Genomic DNA, 23713 nt, shown 5'->3' on the forward strand with positions numbered 1-23713 from the left:
GTCAATCGGCGCGCCTGGTGGCGCGCTTGGCTTCGCGCGCCCCCCTGGTTCGCCGGTTTATCTGTTAGCGATCGGATGTCGGGGCGCAGCATCCAGTAGAGAAGAAGGGTTCCGCGGTGTACGCGATCGTTCGTTGCGGCGGCAGGCAGCAGAAGGTCTCCGTCGGAGACGTCATCGAGGTCGACACGGTCGCGGGTGAGGTCGGTTCCTCACTGACGCTGCCGGCGGTCCTCGTCGTCAACGACGGCGATGTCACGCATGACGCCGCCGCCCTGGCCCGTTTTGCGGTGACCGCCGAGATTCTCGGTGAGGTCAAGGGCCCCAAGATCCGCATCCTCAAGTACAAGAACAAGACCGGTTACAAGAAGCGCCAGGGTCACCGCCAGCGGTACACCCAGGTGAAGGTCACCGGCATCGACTCTGGGAAGTAGTGACTCATGGCACACAAGAAGGGCGCCTCGTCCACCAGGAACGGCCGTGACTCGAACGCCCAGCGTCTCGGTGTCAAGCGTTTCGGTGGCCAGCTCGTGAACGCCGGCGAGATCATCGTCCGCCAGCGTGGCACGCACTTCCACCCCGGCGACCTGGTCGGCCGTGGCAAGGATGACACGCTGTTCGCGCTGGCCGCAGGCCACGTGGAGTTCGGCCGTAAGCGCGGTCGTCGCGCGGTGAGCATCATCCCGGTCGCGGAGTAGATCCGCAGCACCGGAAAGGACGAGGCGGATCGGGTAACCGATCCGCCTTGTTGTTTTGTTAATCGAAGGGATTTGACCGCTGTGGCGGATTTCGTGGACAACGTCCTCCTGCACATCAAGGCGGGGGATGGCGGCAACGGCTGCGCGTCCGTCCACCGCGAGAAGTTCAAACCGCTGGGCGGTCCCGACGGGGGCAACGGCGGGCGGGGCGGTGACGTGATCCTGGAGGTCGACGCCAACACCTCGACCCTGCTCGACTACCACCACCGGCCGCACCGCAAGGCCGGCAACGGCAAGCAGGGCGCCGGCTCCAACCGCGACGGCGCGATGGGCGAGGACCTGGTGATGGTCGTGCCCAACGGCACCGTCGTGAAGGACGCCAAGACCGGCGAGGTGCTGGTCGACCTGGTCGGGGCGGGCACCCGTTACGTGGCCGCGCAGGGCGGGTTCGGCGGCCTGGGCAACGCGGCGCTGGCCAACACCAAGCGCAAGGCCCCCGGGTTCGCGCTGCTCGGCGAGCCGGGCGACGAGATCGACATCGTGATGGAGCTGAAGACGGTCGCCGACGTGGCGCTCGTCGGGTTCCCCAACGCGGGCAAGTCGTCGCTGATCGCGGCGCTGTCGGCGGCCCGGCCGAAGATCGCCAACTACCCCTTCACGACCCTGATCCCCAACCTCGGGGTGGTGACGGCGGGCGAGGTGATCTACACGGTCGCCGACGTGCCCGGCCTGATCCCCGGGGCGTCCGAGGGCAAGGGCCTGGGCCACGAGTTCCTGCGCCACGTCGAGCGCTGCTCGACGATCGTGCACGTGCTCGACTGCGCGACCATGGAGCCCGGCCGTGACCCGCTGACCGACTTCGACGTGATCGAGGCCGAGCTGGAAGCCTACGGCTCGCTGCAGGACCGGCCCCGCATGGTGGTGCTGAACAAGGTCGACGTGCCCGACGGGCGTGAGCTCGCCGACATCGTGAAGCCCACCCTGGAGGAGCGCGGGCTGCGGGTGTTCGAGGTGTCGGCCAGCTCGCACGAGGGGCTGCGGCTGTTCTCCTACGCCATGGCGGAGATGGTCGAGCAGGCCCGTCGCGAGCGGCCGGTCGAGGAGCCGACGCGGCTGGTCCTGCGGCCCAAGAACTACGGCGAGACCGGGTTCTCGGTACGCAAGGTCAACGACGGCATGTTCCAGATCACCGGCGAGAAGCCCGAGCGGTGGATCCGCCAGACCGACTTCACCAACGACGAGGCCGTGGGCTACCTGGCCGACCGGCTGGAGCGGCTGGGGGTCGAGGAGGCGCTGATCAAGGCCGGGGCGACCATCGGCGCCGAGGTCGTCATCGGGTCGATGGAGAACGGTTACATCTTCGACTGGCAGCCCTCGGCGGGCGCCAGGGTCGCCGGGCCCAGAGGCACCGACAACCGTATCTAGGGCAACCGCATCCAGGGGGAAACGTGGTCAGGGAGCGCATCGGCGCAGCCGGGCGGATCGTCGTCAAAGTGGGATCGTCGTCGCTGACGACCCCACAGGGCATGATCGACGTCGACCGCGTCGACGCGCTGGTCGACGTGCTGGCGGCCCGCCGCGCGGCCGGCGCCCAGATCGTGCTCGTCTCCTCCGGCGCCATCGCGGCCGGGCTCGGCCCGCTCGGGCTGAAGGCCCGGCCGAAGGACCTGGCCACCCAGCAGGCCGCCGCCTCGGTCGGCCAGGGCGTGCTGGTGGCACGCTACACAAGCTCCTTCGCCCGCTACGGCCTGCGCGTCGGCCAGGTGCTGCTCACCGCCGACGACATGATGCGGCGCTCCCACCACCGCAACGCGCAGCGCACCCTGGCGCGGCTGCTGGAGCTGGGCATCGTCCCGGTCGTCAACGAGAACGACACCGTGGCCACCGACGAGATCCGATTCGGCGACAACGACCGCCTCGCGGCGCTGGTCGCGCACCTGACCCACGCCGACGCGATGATCCTCCTCTCCGACGTCGACGCCTTGTACGACGGCGACCCCCGGCGTCCGGGCGGCGCCAACCGCATCACCGAGGTACGCGGCCCCGAAGACCTCGAAGGCGTGGAGCTCGGCACCTCCGGCCGGGTGGGCACCGGCGGCATGATCACCAAGGTCCAGGCCGCCAAGATCGCCACCGGCGCCGGGGTCCCCGTCGTGCTGACGGCCTCGGCCCACGCCGCCCACGCGCTGGCGGGGGACGACGTCGGCACGTACTTCCACCCGGGCGGTCGCCACCCCGGCACCCGCCTGCTCTGGCTCGCCCACGCCGCCACCGGGCGCGGTCGTCTCCACCTCGACGAGGGCGCGGTGAAAGCGGTGATCGGGCGGCGGATGTCCCTGCTGCCCGCCGGTGTTCTCAAGGTGGAAGGCGAGTTCTCCGCCGGTGACCCGGTCGACCTGTGCGGGCCCGCGGGGGAGCTGGTCGGGCGCGGGCTGGTCAACTTCGACTCCGGCGAGATCCCCGACCTGCTCGGCCGCTCCACCCGGGAGCTGGCCAGCAGCCTGGGGCCGGAATACGAGCGTGAACTGATCCACCGTGACGACATCGTCATCCTCTAGGAGCGACCATGAGTGAGTTTCTGCAGGTGGCCAATGCGGCGAAGGATGCCGCCCGGCTCCTCGCCCCGCTGCCGCGCGCGGCCAAGGACGCCGCGCTGCGGGCCATCGCCGACGCCCTGGTCGCCCGCGCCGAGGAGATCGTCGAGGCCAACGCCGCCGATGTGGCCAAGGCCCGTGCCGACGGCACCTCCGAGGCGATGATCGACCGGCTGCGGCTCGACGTGCCGCGCATCGGGAAGATCGCCGACGCGGTCCGGGAGGTCGCGGAGCTGCCCGACCCGGTGGGAGAGGTCATCCGGGGCTCCACCCTCCCGAACGGCCTGGAACTGCGGCAGATCCGCGTTCCGCTGGGTGTCGTGGGGATCATCTACGAGGGCCGTCCCAACGTGACCGTCGACGCCGCCGCGCTGTGCCTGAAGAGCGGCAACGGCGTGCTGCTGCGCGGGTCGTCGAGCGCCTACTCGTCGAACACCGCGCTGGTGAAGATCATGCAGGAGGCGCTGGAGCCCACTCTCGTCCCTGCCGGGGCGGTTCAGCTGGTTCCGGGTCTGACCCGTGACTCCGCCAAGGAGCTCATGCGGGCGCGCGGGCTCGTCGACGTGCTGATCCCGCGCGGTGGCGCGTCGCTGATCAACAGCGTGGTCGAGGAGTCGTCGGTGCCGGTCATCGAGACCGGCGTGGGCGTCTGCCACGTCTACGTCGACGCCGCCGCCGACCAGGAGATGGCGCTGCGGATCCTGGTCAACTCCAAGGCCCAGCGGGTGTCGGTCTGCAACTCCGCCGAGACGCTGCTCGTCCACGAGTCGATCGCCGCCGAGTTCGTGCCCAAGGCCATCGCGGCGCTGGCCGAGGCCGGCGTGACCGTCCACGGAGACCCGGCGATCGCGGCCCTGGGCGGCGGCGAGGTGGTTCCGGTGACCGAAGAGGAACTCCGCAGCGAATACCTCTCCTACGACATCGCCGCCGCCGTGGTGCCCTCTCTGGAGGCGGCGGTCGCCCACATCACCCGTTACGGCTCGGGCCACACCGACGCGATCGTGACCGACTCGCAGTCGGCGGCCAAGACGTTCGTCGCGCTGGTCGACTCGGCCGCCGTGGCGGTCAACGCGTCGACCCGGTTCACCGACGGCGGCGAATTCGGCTTCGGCGCCGAGATCGGCATCTCCACCCAGAAACTGCACGCCCGCGGCCCGATGGGCCTGCCCGAGCTGACCTCCACCAAGTTCGTCTACGTCGGTGAAGGTCACATCCGGGGTTAGGCCCTGACGAGGACCCTGGTGCCGAGGCCGGCGTCGCGGGCCCGCAGGGCGGCGTCGAACCGGCTCTCGGCCTCCAGCTTCGTCAGGACGTTGCTGACGTGGTTGCGCACGGTCTTGGGGGCCAGGCACATCTCCTTGGCGATCTCCGCGTTGCTGCGGCCGTCGGCCAGGTGCTCCAGCACCTCGTGCTCACGCTGGGTCAGTTCGGGAAAGGTGGTCCGGGTCGACCGTGTGGTCAGTTTCGTACGGAGCCCGGCCGCCACCTCACAAGCGAACACCAAGTGGCCGACCCCGACGGCGCGGATCGCGGCGGCCAGCTCCCCGGGGTGGGCGCTCGTCATGACGTAGCCCCGGGCGCCCGCCCGCATGGCCGCCATCAGGCTGAGTTCGTCGGCGTTCTGGCTGACGACGATGATCTTCACGTCAGGGCAGCGGCGGGCGATGTAGTCGACTTCGTGCAGCAGGGTCAGGTCGATCAGCAGCACGTCGGGGCCGAGTTGGACAGCGGCCCTCAGCGCGTCGGGCCCGTCGTCGGCCAGCGCCAGCAGCTTGATCCCGGGGGCGTCGGTCAGCGCCCAGCGGACACCCTCGGTGTACAGGTAGGTCTCGCCGGCCACGACGACGGTAACGGGTTCGCTCATGGTCAAAGGGTGGCTTACCTCTCTTGAGAATGACTTGGCGACCACTTCAGTCACTCTCCGTGACCGTCGGTGAGACATTAGGTCCATGGATCTTCTCGTCACGCTGAGCTTCATCGTGGCCGTCGTCGCGGGGGCCGATCGGCTGTTGCTCGCGATGGAGCGGCATGGGCTGATTCGCTGGCGGCTCTCCGCCCCCCGCCCCGCCGAACGCGGCGCCCGCCTCGACCACCTGCTCCGGTGAGGCCCGCCCTGTACGACGCCGCCGCCCTCTTCGGCCGGATCGCGCTGGGGACGACGTTCATCCAGCACGGCTACGCCAAGGCGCGCGGCGGCATCGACGCCACCACCCAGGCGATGACCCAGGCGGGCGTGCCCGCGCCGCGCATGTCGGCCTGGTTCGCCACGGTCGCCGAGCTCGGCGGCGGGGTCCTGCTCGTGCTGGGGCTGCTGACCGCCGTCGCCGGGGCCATGCTGTTCGCGGTGATGTCGGGAGCGTTCCTTTTCGTCCACGTCAAGGACGGCTCGTTCGAACTCGTCACGGCTTTGGGCGCGGTGGCGGTGATGCTGGCCGTTGCCGGTCCCGGCCGGATATCGCTGGATCGGTACATCTTCCGGCGGTGACCGGCGCGCCTCCGGGGAAATGTCGTGGCGCTTCACTATGGTGACCAGACCTATGGGTGGACGTCTGGGGCGGGTCGGCCCATACGCGCTCCTGGAGCGCCTGGGTCGTGGTGGCATGGGCGAGGTCTATCTCGCGGCGACCAAACGGGGTGAGCAGGTCGCCCTGAAGATGCTCCGTGAGCCCATCGAAGGCGATGCCGACGCCCGATTAAGGCTTGATCGCGAGGTTCGCGCGCTGCGCCGGGTGGAGAGCCCTTACGTGGCGCGGGTCCTCGACGCCGACCTCTCCGGTGACCGGCCCTATCTGGTCATGGAGCACATCGCGGGCGACAACCTGCTGAACGTGGTGAAGCGCGACGGGCCGATGCCCGAGGTCGAGCTGATCCGCCTCGCGCGCGGCCTGGCGACCGCGCTGGCGATCATCCACGCCGCCGGGATCGTCCACCGCGACCTGAAGCCGGCCAACGTGCTGATCGGCGACGAGGGTCCGGTGCTGATCGACTTCGGCATCGCCCAGGTCCTCGACGCGACCCGGATGACCCAGACCGGGACCTTCCTCGGCACCCCCGGCTACGCCGCGCCCGAACTCTTCGCCGGCGAACAGGTCGGCGAACCGGCCGACCTGCACGCCTGGGCCGCGACGGTGGCCTTCGCGGCGACCGGCCGCCCCACCTTCGGCGGTGGCTCCGCCGAGTCGCAGATGTACGCCATCCTGCACGGCAAAGCCGACCTCAAGGACGTGCCGCCCGCCCTGCTGCCGCAGATCAGGGCCGCCTTCAACCGCGACCCGGCCAAACGCCCGACCGCCGCGATCCTCGCCGACCGGATGACCCGGCTGGCGCGGGCGGCCGAGGAGCATGAGGTACGCGAGAAGGAATCCCAGGCCGAGGGCGGGGAGGCCGCCGACGGATCGGCACGCGGGACCGGCGACCGCCGGGGGACCGGCGGGTCGGAACGCGGCCGCGACACGGGGCCGGGCGAGATCTCGCGGCGGGGCCGCGCGGGCGGCGGTTCGGAAGGCGGTGTCAAGGACAAAGCGGCCAAGGACAAAGCCGCCAAGAACTCCGGCGGCCGGGACACCGACGGCGGCAGGCGGGCCTCGGAGAGCGCCGCAGGTTCGGCCGATGCCGGGCGCCGGGCTTCCGGCAGCCGCGAAGGCGGCGCCGGTTCGGCTGAGGGCGGGCGCTGGGCTTCCGGCAGTCGGGAAGGCGGCGCCGGTTCGGCTGAGGGCGGGCGCTGGGCGCGGGATGCCGGCAGCGGGGAGAGCGGCTCGGGATCAGCTGATGGCGCGCGCCGCGCTCGGGAAGCCGCCGGGGCCGGTTCGGCTGATAGTGGGCGCCGGAGCCGGGACTCGAGCGCTCGGGAAACCGGCGCGGGGCCGGCCGATCCTGGCCGCCGGGCTCGGGAGGCCGCCGGGGCCGGTTCGGCCGATGGAGGGCGCCGGAGCCGGGAAAGCGGTGCGGGGGCGGCTGAGAGCGGGCGTCGTGTCCGGGAGGCCGCCGGGACCGGTTCCGCCGACGGCGGGCGCCGGGGACGGGATGCCGCCGGTCGGGAGGTCGGTGCCGATTCCGCCGCTGTGTCGGTCGAGCCGCGGCGGGGCAAGGACAAAGAGGCCGATTCGAAGCTCGGGGCCGAGGCCGTCGTGCAGACGCGGCGTAAACGGGCCGTCAAGCCGCCGGAGACGGTCCCCACGGGCGGCAACTCGCTGCTGGTGCTGGCGGCGGTGTCGGTGCCCTGTGTGATCGGGTGTGTGGTCTACCCGGTCGCCACGTTCGCGGTGACCGGGGTGTTCGTCGTGCTGGCCCGTGCCCTCTGGGTGGGGCACTGGCTGACGAAGAAGCGCCGCCCCGGACGGCTCAAGAAGGCCCTGCGGATCGGGCTGTTCCCCGTGTCGTTCTCCGGGGCGTTGATCGCCGGGGTGGCCTGGCCGGGGCTGCCCGCCGGGGCGCTGGCGTTCGGCGCGATGTGGGCGACCGCAGGGGGACGCCTGGCCCACGACTGGTGGGACCAGGCCGTGCCCGTCACGGTCGCGGGGCTCGTCTTCAGCGTCGTCTGCGGCGCGATCATCGGCCGCGAGGTCGAGAAGGTCGGTGCCGAGCTGCCGGAGCTGCGCAGGGAAGGGCTGCGCGCGCTGGCGGTGCTCGGCGGGTTCGTCGCGATCTGCGCGGCGGCGGTCCGGATCGTCGGATCGCTCTTCTAGCCCGCGCGGTTGGTTCTCGCGACGAGAACCAAGTCTTTAGTTCTCCCTCCGGGAGAAGCGGTTGAAGATCCGCTCGCCGGCGTTGACCGCGCCCTCGGCGACGTCGCGCAGCACGCCGATGAACGGGTCCTGCGACTGCGACCACGACTCGCGGTAGGACGCCGCGGCTGCCTTGACCTCGTCGGAGAGCTTGGCGTTGTGGTCGTCGGTGCGGCGGGGGTAGTCGCCGGTGAGGATGTGGTCGTATTCGCCGCTGCGGCGCCAGCGGTCGAGCTCGGCGACCCGGGTGACCGCGAACGGGTGGGTGGTGCCCAGCAGGTTCAGCACCTTGAGCAGGCCGTCGCGGACGTCACCGGCGGTGTCGTATTCGCGGGCCTGGTCGAGGAACGCCTCGATGTTCATCTCGTGGAGGCGGGAGCCGCCGGCCAGCTTCATCAGGGCGCGCAGCGCGGCGTCGGGGTCCTGGCCGGCGAGGAGACCGCCACGGTCGGCGGACATCTCGGCCTTGCGGGCCCACTCTTCGAGGGCGGCGACGATCACGCGCAGGCCGATGTAGCCGAGCGGGATCCAGGCGACCCGGGTGGCCAGGCGGGTGAGGATCTGCAGCATCGTGCCGTAGACCGCGTGGCCCGACAGGATGTGGGCGGTCTCGTGGCCGATGACGAAGCGCAGCTCCTCGTCGTCGAGCAGGTCGAGACAGCCGGTCGAGACGACGATGAACGGCTCGTCGAAGCCGATGGCCATCGCGTAGACCTTGGGATCCTGCTGGACGTAGACCTCGGGGATCCGGGCCAGGTCGAGGATGTAGGCGCTGTCGCGGCCCATGTCGTACAGCGCCCGGAACTGGGTCTCCGACGTGCGGACGGCCGAGGCGAGGAACATCAGGCGCAGGCGGCGCTCTGAGAACAGCCCGGAGGTTCGCTTGAGCACCGAGTCGAACCCGGTCAGCGAGCGCATCGCCACGAGGGCGGACCGGTCGGCGGGGTGTTCGTAGGCGCGGGAGCTGATGCCGGGCAGCGGCGTGCGGCTGCGATCGGGAGTGGTCATGCTCGGCATGCTACGTCGGTGCTTCCCTCGCCGCGCGTCGACGTTATCGTCCGAGCTATGAGAAACGGAGCCGCGACCAGGCGGCTTGGTGTCATGGGCGGCACGTTCGACCCGATCCACCACGGCCACCTGGTGGCCGCGAGCGAGGTCGCGCACCATTTCGATCTCGACGAGGTGGTGTTCGTGCCGACCGGGCGGCCGTGGCAGAAGGCCGAGCGGACGGTCTCGGCCCCCGAGGACCGCTATCTGATGACGGTGATCGCGACGGCGTCGAACCCGCGCTTCTCGGTCAGCCGGGTCGACGTCGACCGGCCGGGGCCGACCTTCACGATCGACACCCTGAGAGACCTCGCGGCGTCCTACGGGCCGGACACCGAGCTCTACTTCATCACCGGCGCCGACGCCCTGGCCCAGATCCTGGGCTGGCGGGACGCCGAGGAACTGGTCACGATCGCCCACTTCGTCGGCTGCACCCGTCCCGGCCACACCCTGCAGGATCCGGGCCTGCCCGGCGGCAAGGTCAGCCTGATCGAGGTGCCGGCGCTGTCGATCTCGTCGTCGGAGTGCCGCGACCGGGTCGCCTCCGGGCAGCCCATCTGGTACCTGGTTCCCGACGGGATCGTCCAGTACATCGGCAAGCGGGGTCTTTACCGATAGGGCGGCAATAGGCTTGATGAGCACGCCGAGGGGTGGGCACTCTGGGATCACCATCCCCGTCATGGAGGAACAAACCGCATCGTGACCGCATCTGAACGCTCAATCCAGCTCGTTTCGGTCGCCGCCGAGGCCGCGGCCGACAAGCTCGCCGACGACATCGTCGCCTACGACGTGAGCGACCGGTTGTTCATCACCGACGCCTTCGTCGTCTGCTCCGCCTCCAACGACCGCCAGGTCCGCGCGATCGTCGACGAGATCGAAGACCGCCTGCGCGTCGAAGCGGGGGCCAAGCCGGTCCGCCGCGAGGGGGAGCGCGAGGGCCGCTGGGTGCTGCTCGACTTCATCGACATCGTGGTCCACGTCCAGCACGAGGAGGAGCACGACTTCTACGGGCTCGGGCGGCTCTGGAAGGACTGCCCGGCCATCCCGCTGCCCGAGAGCGTCGCCGAGGCGGCCGCCCAAAGGGCGCGGGGTGAGGGGTGAGCCGTCGGATCGTCTGCCTCAGGCACGGTCAGACCAGCTGGAACGCCGAACACCGCTTCCAGGGGCACACCGACATCCCCCTCGACGAGACCGGGGTCGCCCAGGCGGCCCGGGCCGCGTCGCTGCTGGCGGCGCTCAGCCCCACGAAGATCGTGTCGAGCGACCTGAGCCGGGCCCACGACACCGCTCTCGCGCTCGGACGGCTGACCGGTCTGCCGGTCACCACCGACAAGGAACTGCGCGAACGCGGCGGCGGTGAGTGGGAGGGCCTGACCGGTGACGTGATGAAGGCCCGCTGGCCGGCCGAATACGCCGCCTTCGAGCCCCCGGGCGGCGAGACCGAGGTCGAGGTCGCCACCCGGGTGTCGGCGGCGATCCTGCGGTGGGCCGAGGAGATCGACGACGACGGGCTGCTCGTCGTCGCCTCCCACGGCGCCGCGCTGCGCCTGGGCATGCTCGGCGTGCTGGGGGTTCCCCAGCCGCTGTGGCACATGATCGGCGGGCTCGGCAACTGCTCGTGGTCGGTGCTGCAGCTCGGCCGCAAGGGCTGGCGGCTGGCGGAACACAACGCCGGCACCCTCCCCGAGCCCGTCAGCAGCGACGACAAGCCGGAGTTCCAGGACGACGGCACGCGATAGTCACCCCCGGGAAACGGGGTGAGTCGGCAAGAGTTGGCACATGCACTTGTTGTCCCTCTGGCGACTCAAGTCCTATCTCCGGCCCTTCAAGACCGTCGTCATCGTCAGCTGGATCGCCGCCGTAGCCGGTATCGCCGCCGGGCTCGCGATCCCCATGGTCGGCAAGGAGATCATCGACGGGCCCATCGCCGCCGGTGACCTCACCGCTCTGTTGCCCCTCGGCCTGCTCGCCCTCGCGCTGGGCGTGGTCGAGGCGGCCATGATCTGCTTCCGCCGCTGGCAGCAGGGAATCGCGGTGTTCGGCGTCGAGACCGCCCTCCGCGACGACATCTACGCCCACCTCCAGCGGCTGCCGATGAGCTTCCACGACGAGTGGCAGTCGGGGCAGCTCCTCTCCCGGGCCACCACCGACCTCAGCACCATCCGCCGCTTCTTCGGGTTCGGCGCGCTGTTCCTCGTCATGAACGTCATCCAGCTCGTCGTGGTGACGATCCTGCTGCTGCGGCTCTACTGGCCGCTCGGCCTGCTGGTCGCGCTGGCGGCGGTGCCGATCATCGTGGTGTCGGCCCGGTTCGAGACGCGCTACCGGGTGATCTCCCGGACCCTTCAGGACCGCCAGGGCGACCTGGCCACCCACGTCGAGGAGTCGGCGCTCGGGATCCGCACCATCAAGGCGTTCGGCCGCGGGGGCCACGTCTTCTCCCGGTACGACGGCCTCGCGGTCGTCGCCAAGGACACCGCGCTGGCCAAGGTCCGGCTCTCCTCCCGGTTCTTCACCTTCCTGGAGATCGTGCCGAGCGTCACCCTCGCGCTGGTGCTGCTGCTCGGGGCGACGGCGGTCGGCGGGGGATCGCTGACGCTGGGCGCGCTGGTGGCGTTCACCACGTTCGTGCTGCAGCTGGTCTGGCCGGTGTCCTCGCTCGGCTTCATCCTGGCGATGGGGCAGGAGGCGATCACCGCCGCCGACCGGGTGCTCGAGGTGCTCGACACCGAGCCCACGATCATCGGCGGCACGCTCGTGCTCGACCGGCCGCGCGGGCACCTGCGGTTCGAGGGCGCCGGGTTCCGCTTCCCGGGCGCCGATCGGGCCGTGCTGGAGGATCTCTGGCTGGAGGTGCGGCCGGGCGAGACCATCGCGGTGGTCGGGGCGACCGGCTCGGGCAAGACGACCCTGACCTCTCTGGTGCCCCGGCTCCTCGACGTCACCTCGGGGAGGGTGACCGTCGACGGCCACGACGTGCGCGACCTGACGCTGCCGTGCCTGCGCTCGATCGTGGCGACCGCGTTCGAGGAGGCGACGCTGTTCTCGATGAGCGTCCGGGAGAACGTGGCGCTCGGCCGCCGCGACGCCACCGACGCCGATGTGCGGGCCGCGCTGGAGGTGGCGCAGGCGACCTTCGCCTTCGACCTGCCCTGGGGGCTCGACACCCGCATCGGCGAGCAGGGCATGTCGCTGTCGGGCGGGCAGCGGCAGCGGCTCGCGCTGGCCCGCGCGGTGCTCGGCCGGCCGCGCATCCTCGTTCTCGACGACACGTTGTCGGCGCTCGACGTCGAGACCGAGGCGCTGGTCGAAGACGCGCTGCGCCACGTGCTGGCCGACGCGACCGGGATCGTGGTCGCCCACCGGGCCTCGACCGTGCTGCTCGCCGACCGGGTCGCCCTCCTCGACGGCGGCACGATCACCCATGTCGGCACCCATCGGGAGTTACTGGTGGGGGTGCCGGGGTACCGGGCGCTCCTGGCGGCCGAGGAGGTGCTGAGTTGACCGACTGGCGCGGGGTCGCGGCGGAGAACCGCGACGACCTCGACGACGAGGCCAACGTCCTGCTCCGGGCCCGGTCGCGGCGGCTGCTCGGCGATCTGCTGCGGCCGCACCGCAGGGCGATCTGGCTGCTCGTCGGGCTGATCGTGGTGTCGAACGCGGCGGGGCTGTCGATCCCCTACCTGGTGAAGGTCGGCATCGACACCGGCATCCCCCAGGGGAACCGCACCCTGCTGATGATCGTCGGCGCCATTCTCGGGTGCGCGGTCACCCAGGCGCTGACCCGGCAGGCGTTCCTCCGCTTCTCCGGCCAGATCGGGCAGGAGACGCTGCTGGAGCTGCGCCGCCGGGTGTTCGAGCAGTTCCAGCGGCTGTCGGCGGCCTTCCACGAGAAGTACACGTCGGGGCGGGTCATCTCGCGGCTGACCTCCGACGTGGAGGCCATCGCCGAACTGCTCGAAGGCGGCTTCGACGGGCTGATCACCGCCGTGCTGACGCTGTTCGGCACGGCCGCGATGCTGCTGATCCTCGACGTGCACCTCGGCCTGGTGGCGCTGGCGCCGTTCCCGGTGCTGTTCCTGATGACGCGGTGGTTCCGGCGGGCCTCCCGGTCGGCCTACCGCCGCAGCCGTGAGGCGGTCGCGGCGGTGATCGTCCACTTCGTCGAGTCGATGACCGGCATCCGGGCCGCCCAGACCTTCCGCCGGGAGCCGCGCAACCAGGAGATCTTCGAGGAGCTCGACGAGCGCTACCGGGCGGCCAACCTCGACAGCATGCGGCTGATCGCGCTGTTCCAGCCCGGGGTGAAGCTGCTCGGCAACGTCACCATCGCGGCGGTTCTCCTGTACGGCGGCTGGCTGGCCATCGAGGGCGAGGTCACCGTCGGGGTGCTCGCCGCCTTTCTGCTGTACCTCAGACAGTTTTACGAGCCGATGCAGGAAATTTCCAATTTTTACAACACGCTCCAGTCATCGGGAGCCGCGTTGGAGAAGCTGTCGGGTGTGCTGGAGGAACGCCCCGGGGTGGCCGAACCCCTCGTCGCGGTGGCCCTGCCGACCACACTGCCGACCACACTGCCGGCCGGCCGGGGAGAGGTCAGGTTCCAGGACGTACGTTTCCACTACCACCCCGACGTCCCCGTGCTGCACCGCCTCGATCTCGTCATCCCCGCGGGCCAGATCGTCGCCGTCGTCGGGGCGACCGGGGCCGGGAAGACCACGCTGGCCAAGCTGATCTCCCGGTTCTACGACCCCGTCACCGGCCGGATCACCCTCGACGGGGTCGACCTGCGCGACCTCGGCGAGGCCGCGCTGCGGCGTGCGATTGTCATGGTCACCCAGGAGAACTACCTGTTCGGCGGCAGCGTCGCCGACAACATCAGGTTCGGGCGGCCGTCCGCGACGACGGCCGAGGTCGAGGCGGCCGCGGCGGCGGTCGGCGTGCACGGCTTCGTCGCCTCGCTCGACGGCGAGGCGGGCAAACGGGGCGCCCGCATGTCGGCAGGGCAGCGGCAGCTCGTCGCGTTCGCCCGGGTCTTCCTGGCCGATCCGGCCGTGCTCATCCTCGACGAGGCCACCTCCAGCCTCGACGTGCCCAGCGAAAGGCTCGTGCAGCGGGCCCTGCGGACCGTGCTGACCGGCCGGACCGCCCTGATCATCGCCCACCGGCTGTCGACCGTGGAGATCGCCGACCGCGTTCTCGTGATCGACGGCGGCCGGGTGGTGGAAGACGGCCCGCCCGGCGAGCTGATCGCCGCGTCGGGCCGGTACGCGGGCCTTCATCAGGCCTGGATCGAGAGCTTGACCTAGTTCGTGCTCATTCTCCGGATGATGGGTAGATCACCCCTTATGACTCGCTTGGTGGCGCTGGGCGTGGAAGAGGAATTCCACGTCGTCGACCTCGTCAGCCGTCGGCTGACCCCTCAGGCCCATGTCGTCCTTGACGGGCTTCCCGACACGAGTTTCTCGGCCGAGCTGCAGCAGGCCGTCGTCGAGACCAATAGCACCCCGACCCTCGACCTGGCGGCGCTCCGTGCCGACCTGGTCGACCTGCGCCGTCAGCTGATCGCCTCCGCCGAACCCCATGGCCTGGGCATCATCGGCTCCGGCACCGCACCCCTGCACGGCGCCGGAGGGTTCGCGCTCACCCCCGACGAGCGCTACCAATACCTGCTCGACAGCTACCAGTTCATCGCGCGCGAGCAGTTCATCTGCGGCGGCCAGTTCCACGTGGAGATCACCGACCGCGACCTGGCCGTGCTCGTGGCGCAGCGGGTGCAGCCGTGGCTGCCCGCCTTACTGGCCGTCTCGGCCAGCTCGCCCTACTGGTTCGAGACCGACAGCGGATACGCCAGCAGCCGGGCCCTGGCCTGGCAGCGCTGGCCGACCGCCGGTCCTCTCGGGCCGTTCGAGTCGGCGGCCGAATACGACCGGGCGGTGGCCGACCTGGTCACCTCCGGGGTGATCGACGACCGGGGGATGGTCTACTTCGACATCCGGCTGTCGGCGCACGTCCCGACGATGGAACTGCGGGTGTGCGATTCGCTGCCCCGGGTCGACGACGTGGTCCTGCTGGCCGGGCTGTTCCGCGCCCTGGTCGTCCGGGAGACCGACGCCGTCGAGGCCGGCACGCCGCCCCGGCTGGACCTGCGGCCCGCGATGCTGCGCGCCACGAGCTGGCGGGCGGCCCGCTCCGGGCTGGGCGGCGATCTCATCTCGCCGCTCACCGGGAAACCGGTCCCGGCGCCGGCGCTGGTGGACACGCTGCTGAACGAACTGCGCCCGACCCTGGAGGCGGTGGGCGACTGGGAGACCGTCTCGGCGCTCGCCGCAGAGACCCTGCGGCGCGGGGATTCCGCGGGGCGGCAACGGGCGGCGTACAAGAAGAAGGGGCAGGCCACCGATGTGGTGGACCTGCTGCTGGGGGAGACCGCCGAGGGCTGATGGCGTCGGTGGGCCGTGGAAGGCGGACCGGCACGGCCCACCGGTAACCTGCTGGGCATGTTCTCCGCCTTTTCCGGATGGGTGATCGGCGCGGCCCTGCTGCTGGCCGTCGTCTCCCTCGTCACGGCGATCCGGAACCGGCCCATGGGGGTCGTCATCCTGGCCGGGCTGGTCCTGGTCGAGGTGGCCCTCGTCGTGCAGGCCGTCATCGCGTTCCCCAGGGCCGGTGAGGTGACCGAGCAGGCCACCTTCGTCGGCTATCTCCTCGGCACGATCGTCATCCCGCCGGCCGCGTTGTGGTGGGGGCGCGCCGAACGCACCCGATGGGGACCCGCCGTGATCGCCGTGGGCGCGTTCACCGCCGGGGTCATGACCGGGCGGCTGCTCCAGCTCTGGAACATGGCGTGAACACCCGCGTCAACACCGGTCCCGGCCGCCTGCTCGTCGCCGTCTACGGCGTGTTCGCGCTGGCGGCCTCGGCGCGGGCCGGGGTGCAGATCGCCTCGAAGTTCTCCGAGGCTCCGCTGGCCTACACGCTTTCCGCGTTCGCGGCGGCCGTCTACATCGTGCTGACCGTGGCGCTGGCCAGGGGGAACGGGCGGCTGGCGCTGGCGGCGTGCCTGATCGAGCTGGCCGGGGTGCTGGTCGTCGGGACGCTCTCGGTCGTCGACTCGCAGGCGTTCCCGCACGCGACCGTGTGGTCGGGTTACGGCAGCGGCTATCTGTTCATCCCGCTGGTGTTGCCCGTGGTCGGGCTTCTCTGGCTGTTCAGAAACCGCAGACTCGGGCAGGTGTGACCGTTCCCCCCTAGTTCAGGAGGAACGGCGAATGAGCACGATCGAACACACGGTGGACGTGGATGTGCCGATCCGGACCGCCTACAACCAGTGGACCCAGTTCGAGTCCTTCCCCGAGTTCATGGAGGGCGTCGAGTCGGTCAAACAGCTCGACGACCGCCGGACGCACTGGGTCGTCGAGATCGCCGGGATCCGGCGCGAGTTCGAGGCCGAGATCACCGAGCAGACGCCCGACCACCGCCTCGAGTGGCGGTCGATGGAGCGTCCGCGTCATTCCGGCACGGTGACCTTCGAGACGCTCGGCGCCGCGGCGTGCCGGGTGTCGCTGCGGATGGAGTACGACCCCGAGGGATTCGCCGAGACCGTCGGCGACGCGCTGCACATCGTGCACATGCGGGTCAACGGCGACCTCGACCGGTTCAAGGAGTACATCGAGTCGCGCGGCGGGGAGACCGGCGGCTGGCGTGGCACGGTCGACGACCGGCACGAGCCCGGCGGCACGCTGCCGGCCGACACCGGCCTCCCGGCGCCCGGACCGACCCCTCGCGCGTACGGCAATCCCCGCTACGACGAGGGCCCGCCCCTCACTCCGCCCATCGGCTGACCTGCGTGGGCGGCCTTCGGGCCGCCCATTTTGTTACGGCCAGTTTGCCTAACGGGACAAAAAGGTCCTAAACTTTGTCGAATCATAGGATGATTCGATGAGTGGGGGATTGAGTTAGGCATGGCAGCGATCGCCGCCCGCCGAAGTCGTACAGGATCGATTGCCTGGCTTGTCGCCTTGGGGATCGTGTTGGCCGCGCTGAACCTGCGCACCGCGGTCAGCAGTGTCGGCCCAGTGTTGGACCAGGTCAGAGACTCTCTCGGTATGTCGGCGGTGACCACGGGGGTGCTCACCACGCTGCCGGTCCTGTGTTTCGCGGCATTCGGCGCGGTGACCCCGGCCCTGTCCCGAAGGGCCGGGGAACACCGGCTGCTGGTGGTCGCGCTGGTGCTCACCGGCGTAGGGCTGCTGGTCCGGTCGCTGGTGGCCGACATCCCAGTGTTCCTGCTGGCCAGCGCGGTCGCCCTGTCGGGCGGCGCGATCGGCAACGTGCTGATCCCGACGCTGATCAAGCGGCACTTCCCGGGCCGTCCCGGGCCGCTGACCACGCTCTATTCGGTCGGGCTCGCCTTCGGGACGATGATCTCGGCCGCCGCCACGGTGCCGATCCAGAAGGCCGCCGACGGGAACTGGCACATCGCCCTGGGGGTCTGGGCGGCACTGGCGGCCGTGGCGGTCATCCCGTGGCTCGCGCTGCTGCGCACCGAGCCCGAGCGTGGGGCGGCCGGTGGGATCAAGCCCGGTGACCTGGTCAGGAACAAGCTCGCATGGGCCATGGCCGGCTATTTCGGTTCGCAGAGCCTGATCGCGTACGTCATCTTCGGCTGGTTCCCCCAGTTCCTGCTGGACCACGGGTTCACCGGTGAGCAGACCGGCACCATCATGGCGATCTTCGCCGCGGTCGGCATCCCGGTCTCGCTCGTGGTGCCGTCGCTGGCGTCCCGGATGCGCTCGCAGCGGCCTCTCGTGCTCGTGTTCGTCGCGATCTACGCGATCGGCTTCGCCGGGCTGATGACCGGGCACGCGATCGTGCTGTGGACGATCGTCCTGTCGCTGGCCATGGGGTCGTTCCCGCTGGCCCTGGCGCTGCTGGGGCTGCGGACCAGGACCGCCGAGGCCACCGCCGCGCTGTCGGCGTTCGGGCAGAGCGCCGGCTACCTCATCGCCGGGGCCGGGCCGCTCCTGGTGGGCCTGCTCTACCAGGTCTCCGGCGGCTGGACGCTGCCGTTCGCGCTGCTCTTCGTGGTGGTCGCGGGCCAGGCCGTCACGGGATGGTACGCGGGGGGCGATCGGGTTCTGGATGACGTACCCGATAATGGAAAATATGGACATTCGCGCATCGACCCAGGTCACCTATCCCAAGGGCGGGCTGACCGGGTCGTCGGAAGTGGTCGCGCGGGTGCCGCTGGGGGGCGGCCACGGAGTGATCGTGGCCCGGACGCCGTTCCACCCACTCGACCACGCCTGGCCGGACCAGCCCGCCGACACCGGCCTGCTCGCCGGCGCCCGGGTGGTCGACTGCCAGACCGGTGCGACTGACGGCGAATTCCTCTACATCGGCGACGAGATCCCGGTGAAGCGGGGGGCCGAGGGCTGGAAGTGGCTGGTCGTCCACATCATGGAGGAGCCCATCGAAGGTCAGGTCGAGCTGTGGGTCGACCCCGACCGGCGGCACGGCTTCTCGGCCGGGCACACCGCGTGCCATCTGACGGCGCTGGCGCTCAACGAGGCGCTGGCGCCGTTCTGGCGCAAAGAGGCAAGGACCGACAGCCTCGGCCACCCCGATTTCGACCAGTTGGCGATCACGTCGTCGCGGATTCTGAACCACGGCAGCCGGGACGTCTACCGGCTCGGGAAGTCGCTGCGGCGCAAGGGCTTCGACGCTGCCGGCCTCGATCTGGCCGCGGTGACCGCCCAGGTCCGGGAGCGGATCAAGGAGTGGATCGCGGCCGACGCGCCCGTGTGGGTCGACTGCCCCGACGAGGATCTGACCGCCCGCCGCACCTGGCGCTGCCTGCTGCCCGGGGCCGAGGCGGCGATTCCGTGCGGCGGAACCCACCTGACCAGCACGGGAGAGCTGAACGCCGTCGCGGTGGACCTCGCCTTCGACGGCGAGGAACTGGCGATGACGACGCGGGTGTCGCGGAAGTAGGCCTCGCCCGGGCCGGAGATCAGGCCTTGGATTCGGGGGCGGAGGCAGGTCGTGAAGAGCTGCCTGGCCTGGACATAAGGGTGGCCGCCCGAGGCGACCTGACCTCGCCTCGGGCGACCACTTAACAAGCCTAGGCCATGGGAGGTGGATCGGGCCAATCTGCCCCCCATCCTTTGCATCACCAGTCGCACCTTCCTGATCGATCCGACCGCTTGGCGGGCCGCTTCGAGGCAGCCGTCGACCGCCACCTCACCGAGCGGACCGGGGGCCGCGACCGCGTCTCCGGCAGACCGGACACCGTCGCCCCGGTCGATGGCCGGACGGTCCCGCCAAGTGTGTCCTGGCAGGTCAAGAGCACCGGTCCGGCTGGAGACGAGGGCTTCCCCGCGCCAGGTGACGGGGTTCCGCCGCCGAGATCGGCGAGCTTCTCCAAACGGGTGATCGCGGCGATCTTGCTCTCTTCGGGACGCGGCGGAATCTGGGCCTGAACAAGGCTCTTTCCGGCGGGCGCGAGGGAGGGATCCGGGATGAGTACCGTTCCAAAAGGCCGGCCTCCCCGCCCATGTTGCGAAGCTCTCGTGTACGGGGGCCTTCGCGGCCTCGTTTTCAGGAGAGCCTCGACCAGGGGGCGTGGAGGGCTCTTGTGCGCGTACAGAACCCGGAATTTCGCGGTTCCCTCAGGGCCGGCCAGTCCGTGGACGTGGACGGGCTCACAGATGGGACATCTTCTCCGGGTTGGCCACGACGTAGACGGTCTGGATCAGCCCGTCGGCCACCACCACCGAGAAGACCGCCACCGTTCTGCCGTCGGCCTGGACCACGACCGCCGGGCCGCCGTTGACGCTCGCGATCTCGATCGTGAGGTCGGCGGAGGAACCCTCAAGGAAGCGGCTGATGCCGCGTTCCGTGGTGATGGCGACCAGGAACCTGGCCACGTTCGCGGCCCCGGCGAGGATGTTGCGCGGCGCCCTGGCCTTGCCGCCGCCGTCGCCGACCAGCGTGACGTCTTTGGCCAGCAGGGCGGTCAGGCCGTCGAGGTCGCCCCCGGCGGCGGCGTTGACGAACCGCTCGGTGATCGCGCGGCGCTCGCCCCGGTCGACGTCGTAGCGGGGACGGCGCTCCCTGATGTGGTCACGGGCCCGTTTGGCGAGCTGGCGGATCGCGGCCTCGTCCCTGCCGAGGATCGCGCCGATCTCGGCGTGGCTGTAGCCGAAGGCCTCTCTGAGGACGAACACCGCCCGCTCCAGCGGCGACAGGGTCTCCAGGACGACCAGCAGCGCCAGTTCCACCGTGTCGGCGAGTTCGGCCTCGTCGGCGACGTCGGGGGTGGCGATCAGCTCGGGGAGCCAGGGGCCCACGTAGGACTCGCGGCGCGTCTTGGCCAGGCGGAGCCGGTCGATGGCGAGGTTCGTGGTGATGCGGACGAGATAGGCGCGCTCGTCGTCGGCGTGGCCTTCGGGCAGCTGCGACCAGCGCAGCCAGGTCTCCTGGACGACGTCTTCGGCGTCGGTGACGCTGCCGAGGATGCGGTAGGCGACCCCGAGCAGGACCTTCCGGTGCTCACTGAACATGACCACACAGACGTATCACGCGCGCGGGGCGTGACACTAACCGGGCTAGGGCTTCGCGCGGGCGGCGAGGTAGCCCGGGAGCCAGTCGTCCCGGTAGGCCGTCGTGATGGGGCCGGGCAGGGAGCCCAGGATGCGGGCCGTGAGCTCCTCGTCGGCGGAGTCGAGCATCCACGGCAGGTAGCGCCGGGTGTCGGCGCCCACCCGCTGCCGGTGAAGTTCCCCGAAGCGGGCCCAGGCCTCGGGGGAGACGGTGGCGGCGATCAGGGGCAGGGTCTGGCGTTCCTCGTGCGTCAGGTGCGCGGTGAGCCGGTCACGGAGGACCGCCACGTGTTCGGCCAGGGCCTCGGGGGTGGCGCTGGACTCGACGGCGGCCAGGGCGGGGTCGATGACCGCGTGTTCGGCCTCCATGGCGTCGAGGAGGGCCAGATCGGTCTCCGGGACCACCTCGCGCAGGGCGGGCCACAGGGCGTCGTCTTCCGACGTGTGGTGGATGTGCAGGTAGGCGGTGAACAACTCCCAGGTCACGGAGGCTTTGAGGAGCGTGCCGGGGTGGTCGGCGGGGGTCTCGGTCAGCCGGGCGATCCGGTCGAGTTCGCGTCTGAGGGCGTCGTGGAGGACGTACATCATCGTCATGTCGATGCTCATGTCGCGGACTTTATTATCAACTCGATTAACCGTCAACAACTTAACTATCTTATGCTGTCGAGGTGCGGGAGTACATCGGCTTTCTGTTGCGGACCCTCTACGCCCGCTTCGCCGCCGACGGCTCCGGGCCACGCGACTACGTGCTCCTTGAGGCGCTGGCCGACCAGGCGGCGGAATCGCAGCAGGAACTCGCCAAGGGGCTCGGCATCAACCGGACGATCATGGTTCGGCTGATCGACCGGTTGTCCGAGGAGGGGCTCGTCGTCCGGACGGTGAATCCGGCCAACCGGCGGTCCCATGTGATCTCGGTCACGTCCAAGGGCCGCGACGTCCTTGAGGGGATGCGGGCGGCCATGGCCGCCCGCGACAGCGAGCTGACCGCCGCCCTCACCCCCGCCGAGCGCGACCGCTTCACCGAGCTGCTCGCCCGGCTGGTGGGATCGGCGGGGAGCGCGGAGCATCTGGTCTCCCAGGCCCACTTCATGGCGCGCCGCCGGGGCGACGCGCTGCTGGCCGGGGCCGGGATGAAGATGCGCTACTTCGGGCCGTTGTGGACGATCGGACACCACGGCCCCTGCCCGCAGCAGCGGCTCGCCGAGGTGATGGGCTACACCGAGGCCGCCGCCGCCCAGGTCGTCGAGGAGCTGGTCGCGTCCGGTTCCGTGGCCAGGGGACACGACCCTCTCGACCGACGGCGGTACGCCCTCGAACTCACCCCCACCGGGATGGAACGGCTCGAAACCGCGCAGAGCGCGGCGGATACGCTGCAGGGAGAAGTGATCGCCGCCCTGGGAGGCCCGGCCGAGGGCGAGGAGTTCGGGGAGCTGCTCCGGAGGCTGGTGTGACCGACCGCAAGCCCGTTGGGATGGATTTCGAGACCTGGATCGACCGTCAGATCCGCGAGGCCGCCGCGCGAGGCGAGTTCGACAACCTGCCCGGGGCCGGGAAACCGCTGCCGCGCGGGCGGGACGACGAGATGGGCTGGGTCAAGCGGAAACTCGACGAGGAAGGACTCGAGTTCCCGCTGCCCGGAGGGCTGGGCCTGCGGCGGGAGGCCGAGAAGGTCCGGGCGGCCGCCGTCGCCGCTCCGTCCGAGGCGCGGGCCCGGGAGCTCGTCGAGGAGATGAACGAGCGGATCAAGGACGCGGTGCGCCATCCGATGGCCGGGCCGCCCGTGATCGTCCCCCTCATCGACGAGGACGAAGTGATCGCGGCCTGGCGGTCGGCACATCCGCCCACCCCACCGAAGGTCATCGCACCGACGCCGCCACCACGTGCGTGGTGGCGGCGGTTGCTGTACCGGGCTAGGCCGAGGGGGTACGGGGGTCGATGATCAGAGTCGTCGAGCGTTCCCCCGCGAGTTGCAGGGTGCGCAGTTGCAGGAGGGCCGGGTGCTCCTCCAGCAGGCGGGCCGTGTTCGCGAGGGAGCGCAGCGCCGCCGCCTCCGCACGGGCCTCCTCCAGTACGGCCTTGCCCCGCTCACGCGCCACGACCGCGTCCATCGCCGCGCGGCGCAGCTCGCCGGGGAGCATCAGGTCGCGGATCCGGAACTCGGTGACCTCGATGCCGAGGGGGGTCGCCTCAGCGCGTATCGGCTCGAGATCCGGGGCCGAACGGTCGGTCAGGAGCGCTTCGAGATCCACCCCGGCGACCTTGACGCGGATCGCGTCCTGGAGGGCGGCGTACAGGACCTGGATCGGCTTCGCGACGCCGTTGGTGAACGCGACCGGGTCGGTGACCAGCCACGACGCCGTCGCCGAGACACGGATCGAGACGCCGTCGCGGGTCAGGACCTCCTGGCCGGGGACGTGCATCAGCTGGGGCCTGACGTCCACCGTGACGTGAGACGTCCGCCGGGGGTTGTACCGGTGCCGGCCCGGGCCCAGGACCTGCTCGAACCTGCCGTCGCGGAACGCCAGCACGCGCTGCCACTCCATCACCGTGATCGTCGCCATCTTGCTCACCCCTTTTCGTCGCTTTGCGGAGGACGGCCTCCGGCGGGACGCGCGGAGCTTGGGCGGGGGCACTCCGTCCGTGGACGGGAGCCCGCAGGGCCCGCACAACCGCATCGAACTCGACCCGCCGGAGGTCGCCTTAGGGAGTCGAACCCATGGTCTAGTGACCTGCCAGAGAAGGATGGTGCGACGCGATACGGGGAACGCGGACCGGCGATGTCCGGGGCGCCCCTGCTGTGCCGCACCGAGATCAACGGTAGGGGTGAGTTGCGCGGTATGCGAAGGGATTTCGGGGGCGCGGCTCGCGTTCACCCCTCCTTCCAGAATCCGCTATGCTGGCACAGCACTTCGCGCAAGCGAGTGCGGCGGGGCTATAGCGCAGCTGGTAGCGCACCTCCATGGCATGGAGGGGGTCTGGGGTTCGAATCCCCATAGCTCCACTGGCGAATGGATGGCTCGTGGTTGTTGCCCCTTCGGGGCACCTGC

At 70.5% G+C, this 23713-nt stretch carries 26 protein-coding genes and 1 tRNA gene; 22 read left to right on the forward strand and 5 right to left on the reverse strand.

What is annotated here, in order from left to right; translation table 11 throughout:
* Positions 1 to 116: 116 nt before the first annotated feature.
* The 5 genes from rplU to AW272_RS39055 all read left to right on the forward strand — a co-directional run bounded on the left by rplU (position 117) and on the right by AW272_RS39055 (position 4512).
* Positions 117 to 431 carry a 50S ribosomal protein L21 gene (gene rplU, locus AW272_RS39035; protein WP_066376040.1) on the forward strand — a complete coding sequence of 105 codons (315 nt, stop codon included), beginning with the start codon at positions 117 to 119 and terminating at the stop codon, positions 429 to 431.
* A gap of 6 nt (positions 432 to 437) precedes the next feature.
* A complete protein-coding gene (gene rpmA, locus AW272_RS39040) occupies positions 438 to 695 on the forward strand; it encodes a 50S ribosomal protein L27 (RefSeq protein WP_066376044.1) in 258 nt (85 codons plus the stop codon).
* Between the two features lie 81 nt (positions 696 to 776).
* On the forward strand, positions 777 to 2120 hold the full coding sequence (gene obgE / locus AW272_RS39045; RefSeq protein WP_066376047.1) for a GTPase ObgE: 1344 nt from the start codon (positions 777 to 779) through the stop codon (positions 2118 to 2120).
* Between the two features lie 23 nt (positions 2121 to 2143).
* Positions 2144 to 3253: a glutamate 5-kinase gene (gene proB, locus AW272_RS39050; RefSeq protein WP_218011220.1), complete on the forward strand. Its 1110-nt coding sequence runs from the start codon at positions 2144 to 2146 to the stop codon at positions 3251 to 3253.
* An 8-nt stretch (positions 3254 to 3261) separates the two neighbouring features.
* Complete coding sequence (locus AW272_RS39055) at positions 3262 to 4512, forward strand: glutamate-5-semialdehyde dehydrogenase (RefSeq protein WP_066376048.1); 1251 nt, start codon at positions 3262 to 3264, stop codon at positions 4510 to 4512.
* Here AW272_RS39055 and AW272_RS39060 read toward each other — a convergent pair.
* Positions 4509 to 5153, reverse strand: coding sequence for a LuxR C-terminal-related transcriptional regulator (locus AW272_RS39060; RefSeq protein ID WP_066376050.1), 645 nt, complete (start codon positions 5151 to 5153; stop codon positions 4509 to 4511). The genes AW272_RS39055 and AW272_RS39060 overlap by 4 nt on opposite strands.
* 85 nt (positions 5154 to 5238) lie before the next feature.
* Between AW272_RS39060 and AW272_RS42885 the strand changes: the two genes are divergently transcribed.
* Genes AW272_RS42885 through AW272_RS39070 form a run of 3 tightly spaced genes read left to right on the forward strand, consistent with a single transcriptional unit; the run spans position 5239 to position 7974 of the window.
* Positions 5239 to 5394 carry a hypothetical protein gene (locus AW272_RS42885; RefSeq protein WP_157519299.1) on the forward strand — a complete coding sequence of 52 codons (156 nt, stop codon included), beginning with the start codon at positions 5239 to 5241 and terminating at the stop codon, positions 5392 to 5394.
* Positions 5391 to 5774, forward strand: coding sequence for a DoxX family protein (locus AW272_RS39065; RefSeq protein WP_066376053.1), 384 nt, complete (start codon positions 5391 to 5393; stop codon positions 5772 to 5774). Before AW272_RS42885 ends, AW272_RS39065 begins: the two co-directional genes overlap by 4 nt.
* Positions 5775 to 5826: 52 nt before the next feature.
* Complete coding sequence (locus AW272_RS39070; RefSeq protein WP_066376055.1) at positions 5827 to 7974, forward strand: serine/threonine-protein kinase; 2148 nt, start codon at positions 5827 to 5829, stop codon at positions 7972 to 7974.
* A gap of 36 nt (positions 7975 to 8010) precedes the next feature.
* Here the strand turns inward: AW272_RS39070 and AW272_RS39075 are convergent, their stop codons facing one another.
* On the reverse strand, positions 8011 to 9030 hold the full coding sequence (locus AW272_RS39075) for a M48 family metallopeptidase (RefSeq protein ID WP_083959154.1): 1020 nt from the start codon (positions 9028 to 9030) through the stop codon (positions 8011 to 8013).
* Positions 9031 to 9078: 48 nt separating this feature from the next.
* Here AW272_RS39075 and nadD point away from each other — a divergent pair, with 48 nt between their 5' ends.
* The 11 genes from nadD (at position 9079) to AW272_RS42890 (ending at position 19056) form a co-directional block, all read left to right on the forward strand.
* On the forward strand, positions 9079 to 9678 hold the full coding sequence (nadD, locus tag AW272_RS39080; protein ID WP_083959155.1) for a nicotinate-nucleotide adenylyltransferase: 600 nt from the start codon (positions 9079 to 9081) through the stop codon (positions 9676 to 9678).
* Positions 9679 to 9759: 81 nt separating this feature from the next.
* Positions 9760 to 10161, forward strand: coding sequence for a ribosome silencing factor (gene rsfS / locus AW272_RS39085; RefSeq protein ID WP_066376060.1), 402 nt, complete (start codon positions 9760 to 9762; stop codon positions 10159 to 10161).
* Positions 10158 to 10799, forward strand: a complete 642-nt coding sequence (locus tag AW272_RS39090) for a histidine phosphatase family protein (protein ID WP_066376066.1) — start codon at positions 10158 to 10160, stop codon at positions 10797 to 10799. The genes rsfS and AW272_RS39090 overlap by 4 nt, the downstream gene beginning before the upstream one ends.
* A 40-nt stretch (positions 10800 to 10839) precedes the next feature.
* Positions 10840 to 12564 carry an ABC transporter ATP-binding protein gene (locus AW272_RS39095; protein ID WP_066376067.1) on the forward strand — a complete coding sequence of 575 codons (1725 nt, stop codon included), beginning with the start codon at positions 10840 to 10842 and terminating at the stop codon, positions 12562 to 12564.
* A complete protein-coding gene (locus tag AW272_RS39100) occupies positions 12561 to 14369 on the forward strand; it encodes an ABC transporter ATP-binding protein (RefSeq protein WP_066376069.1) in 1809 nt (602 codons plus the stop codon). Before AW272_RS39095 ends, AW272_RS39100 begins: the two co-directional genes overlap by 4 nt.
* Positions 14370 to 14408: 39 nt before the next feature.
* A complete protein-coding gene (locus AW272_RS39105; protein WP_245657948.1) occupies positions 14409 to 15503 on the forward strand; it encodes a carboxylate-amine ligase in 1095 nt (364 codons plus the stop codon).
* A 57-nt stretch (positions 15504 to 15560) separates the two neighbouring features.
* Entirely contained in the window at positions 15561 to 15911 is a 351-nt protein-coding gene (locus AW272_RS39110) for a hypothetical protein (protein ID WP_066376218.1), read from the forward strand.
* A complete protein-coding gene (locus AW272_RS39115) occupies positions 15908 to 16300 on the forward strand; it encodes a hypothetical protein (RefSeq protein WP_157519301.1) in 393 nt (130 codons plus the stop codon). The genes AW272_RS39110 and AW272_RS39115 overlap by 4 nt, the downstream gene beginning before the upstream one ends.
* A gap of 31 nt (positions 16301 to 16331) precedes the next feature.
* On the forward strand, positions 16332 to 16904 hold the full coding sequence (locus tag AW272_RS39120) for an SRPBCC family protein (protein ID WP_083959156.1): 573 nt from the start codon (positions 16332 to 16334) through the stop codon (positions 16902 to 16904).
* Positions 16905 to 17090: 186 nt separating this feature from the next.
* On the forward strand, positions 17091 to 18443 hold the full coding sequence (locus AW272_RS41515; protein WP_245657966.1) for a CynX/NimT family MFS transporter: 1353 nt from the start codon (positions 17091 to 17093) through the stop codon (positions 18441 to 18443).
* Entirely contained in the window at positions 18334 to 19056 is a 723-nt protein-coding gene (locus tag AW272_RS42890) for an alanyl-tRNA editing protein (protein ID WP_245657950.1), read from the forward strand. Before AW272_RS41515 ends, AW272_RS42890 begins: the two co-directional genes overlap by 110 nt.
* 710 nt (positions 19057 to 19766) lie before the next feature.
* On the opposite strand, the gene sigJ is transcribed toward AW272_RS42890, so the two are convergent.
* Together sigJ and AW272_RS39140 are read right to left on the reverse strand one after the other, a co-directional pair.
* Positions 19767 to 20627, reverse strand: coding sequence for an RNA polymerase sigma factor SigJ (gene sigJ, locus AW272_RS39135; protein ID WP_066376223.1), 861 nt, complete (start codon positions 20625 to 20627; stop codon positions 19767 to 19769).
* A 45-nt stretch (positions 20628 to 20672) separates the two neighbouring features.
* A complete protein-coding gene (locus AW272_RS39140) occupies positions 20673 to 21272 on the reverse strand; it encodes a hemerythrin domain-containing protein (RefSeq protein ID WP_066376078.1) in 600 nt (199 codons plus the stop codon).
* Positions 21273 to 21334: 62 nt separating this feature from the next.
* Between AW272_RS39140 and AW272_RS39145 the strand changes: the two genes are divergently transcribed.
* Positions 21335 to 22117 carry a MarR family winged helix-turn-helix transcriptional regulator gene (locus AW272_RS39145; RefSeq protein ID WP_066376083.1) on the forward strand — a complete coding sequence of 261 codons (783 nt, stop codon included), beginning with the start codon at positions 21335 to 21337 and terminating at the stop codon, positions 22115 to 22117.
* Positions 22114 to 22605: a DnaJ family domain-containing protein gene (locus AW272_RS39150; RefSeq protein ID WP_066376086.1), complete on the forward strand. Its 492-nt coding sequence runs from the start codon at positions 22114 to 22116 to the stop codon at positions 22603 to 22605. Before AW272_RS39145 ends, AW272_RS39150 begins: the two co-directional genes overlap by 4 nt.
* Here the strand turns inward: AW272_RS39150 and AW272_RS39155 are convergent.
* The gene (locus AW272_RS39155; protein WP_066376089.1) at positions 22577 to 23227 is read right to left on the reverse strand and encodes a slipin family protein; all 651 of its coding nucleotides are present in this window, start codon (positions 23225 to 23227) and stop codon (positions 22577 to 22579) included. The two genes, AW272_RS39150 and AW272_RS39155, sit on opposite strands and share 29 nt — an antisense overlap.
* Before the next feature lie 367 nt (positions 23228 to 23594).
* On the opposite strand from AW272_RS39155, the gene AW272_RS39160 reads away from it, so the two are divergent.
* A tRNA-Ala gene (locus AW272_RS39160) sits at positions 23595 to 23667 on the forward strand.
* The last annotated feature ends 46 nt before the right edge of the window (positions 23668 to 23713 follow it).

The organism is Herbidospora mongoliensis (genome assembly GCF_001570545.1).
Taxonomy (GTDB): Bacteria; Actinomycetota; Actinomycetes; order Streptosporangiales; family Streptosporangiaceae; genus Herbidospora; species Herbidospora mongoliensis.

Bases quoted from the DNA above. Each gene is read 5' to 3' on its own strand.
- AW272_RS39075 (WP_083959154.1), bottom strand. From the start codon at position 9,030: ATGCCGAGCATGACCACTCCCGATCGCAGCCGCACGCCGCTGCCCGGC.
- AW272_RS39060 (WP_066376050.1), bottom strand. From the start codon at position 5,153: ATGAGCGAACCCGTTACCGTCGTCGTGGCCGGCGAGACCTACCTGTAC.
- rpmA (WP_066376044.1), top strand. From the start codon at position 438: ATGGCACACAAGAAGGGCGCCTCGTCCACCAGGAACGGCCGTGACTCG.
- AW272_RS39155 (WP_066376089.1), bottom strand. From the start codon at position 23,227: ATGGCGACGATCACGGTGATGGAGTGGCAGCGCGTGCTGGCGTTCCGC.
- AW272_RS39055 (WP_066376048.1), top strand. From the start codon at position 3,262: ATGAGTGAGTTTCTGCAGGTGGCCAATGCGGCGAAGGATGCCGCCCGG.
- AW272_RS39070 (WP_066376055.1), top strand. From the start codon at position 5,827: ATGGGTGGACGTCTGGGGCGGGTCGGCCCATACGCGCTCCTGGAGCGC.
- AW272_RS39110 (WP_066376218.1), top strand. From the start codon at position 15,561: ATGTTCTCCGCCTTTTCCGGATGGGTGATCGGCGCGGCCCTGCTGCTG.
- AW272_RS42885 (WP_157519299.1), top strand. From the start codon at position 5,239: ATGGATCTTCTCGTCACGCTGAGCTTCATCGTGGCCGTCGTCGCGGGG.
- AW272_RS39095 (WP_066376067.1), top strand. From the start codon at position 10,840: ATGCACTTGTTGTCCCTCTGGCGACTCAAGTCCTATCTCCGGCCCTTC.
- AW272_RS39105 (WP_245657948.1), top strand. From the start codon at position 14,409: ATGACTCGCTTGGTGGCGCTGGGCGTGGAAGAGGAATTCCACGTCGTC.
- sigJ (WP_066376223.1), bottom strand. From the start codon at position 20,627: ATGTTCAGTGAGCACCGGAAGGTCCTGCTCGGGGTCGCCTACCGCATC.
- AW272_RS39140 (WP_066376078.1), bottom strand. From the start codon at position 21,272: ATGAGCATCGACATGACGATGATGTACGTCCTCCACGACGCCCTCAGA.
- nadD (WP_083959155.1), top strand. From the start codon at position 9,079: ATGAGAAACGGAGCCGCGACCAGGCGGCTTGGTGTCATGGGCGGCACG.
- AW272_RS39120 (WP_083959156.1), top strand. From the start codon at position 16,332: ATGAGCACGATCGAACACACGGTGGACGTGGATGTGCCGATCCGGACC.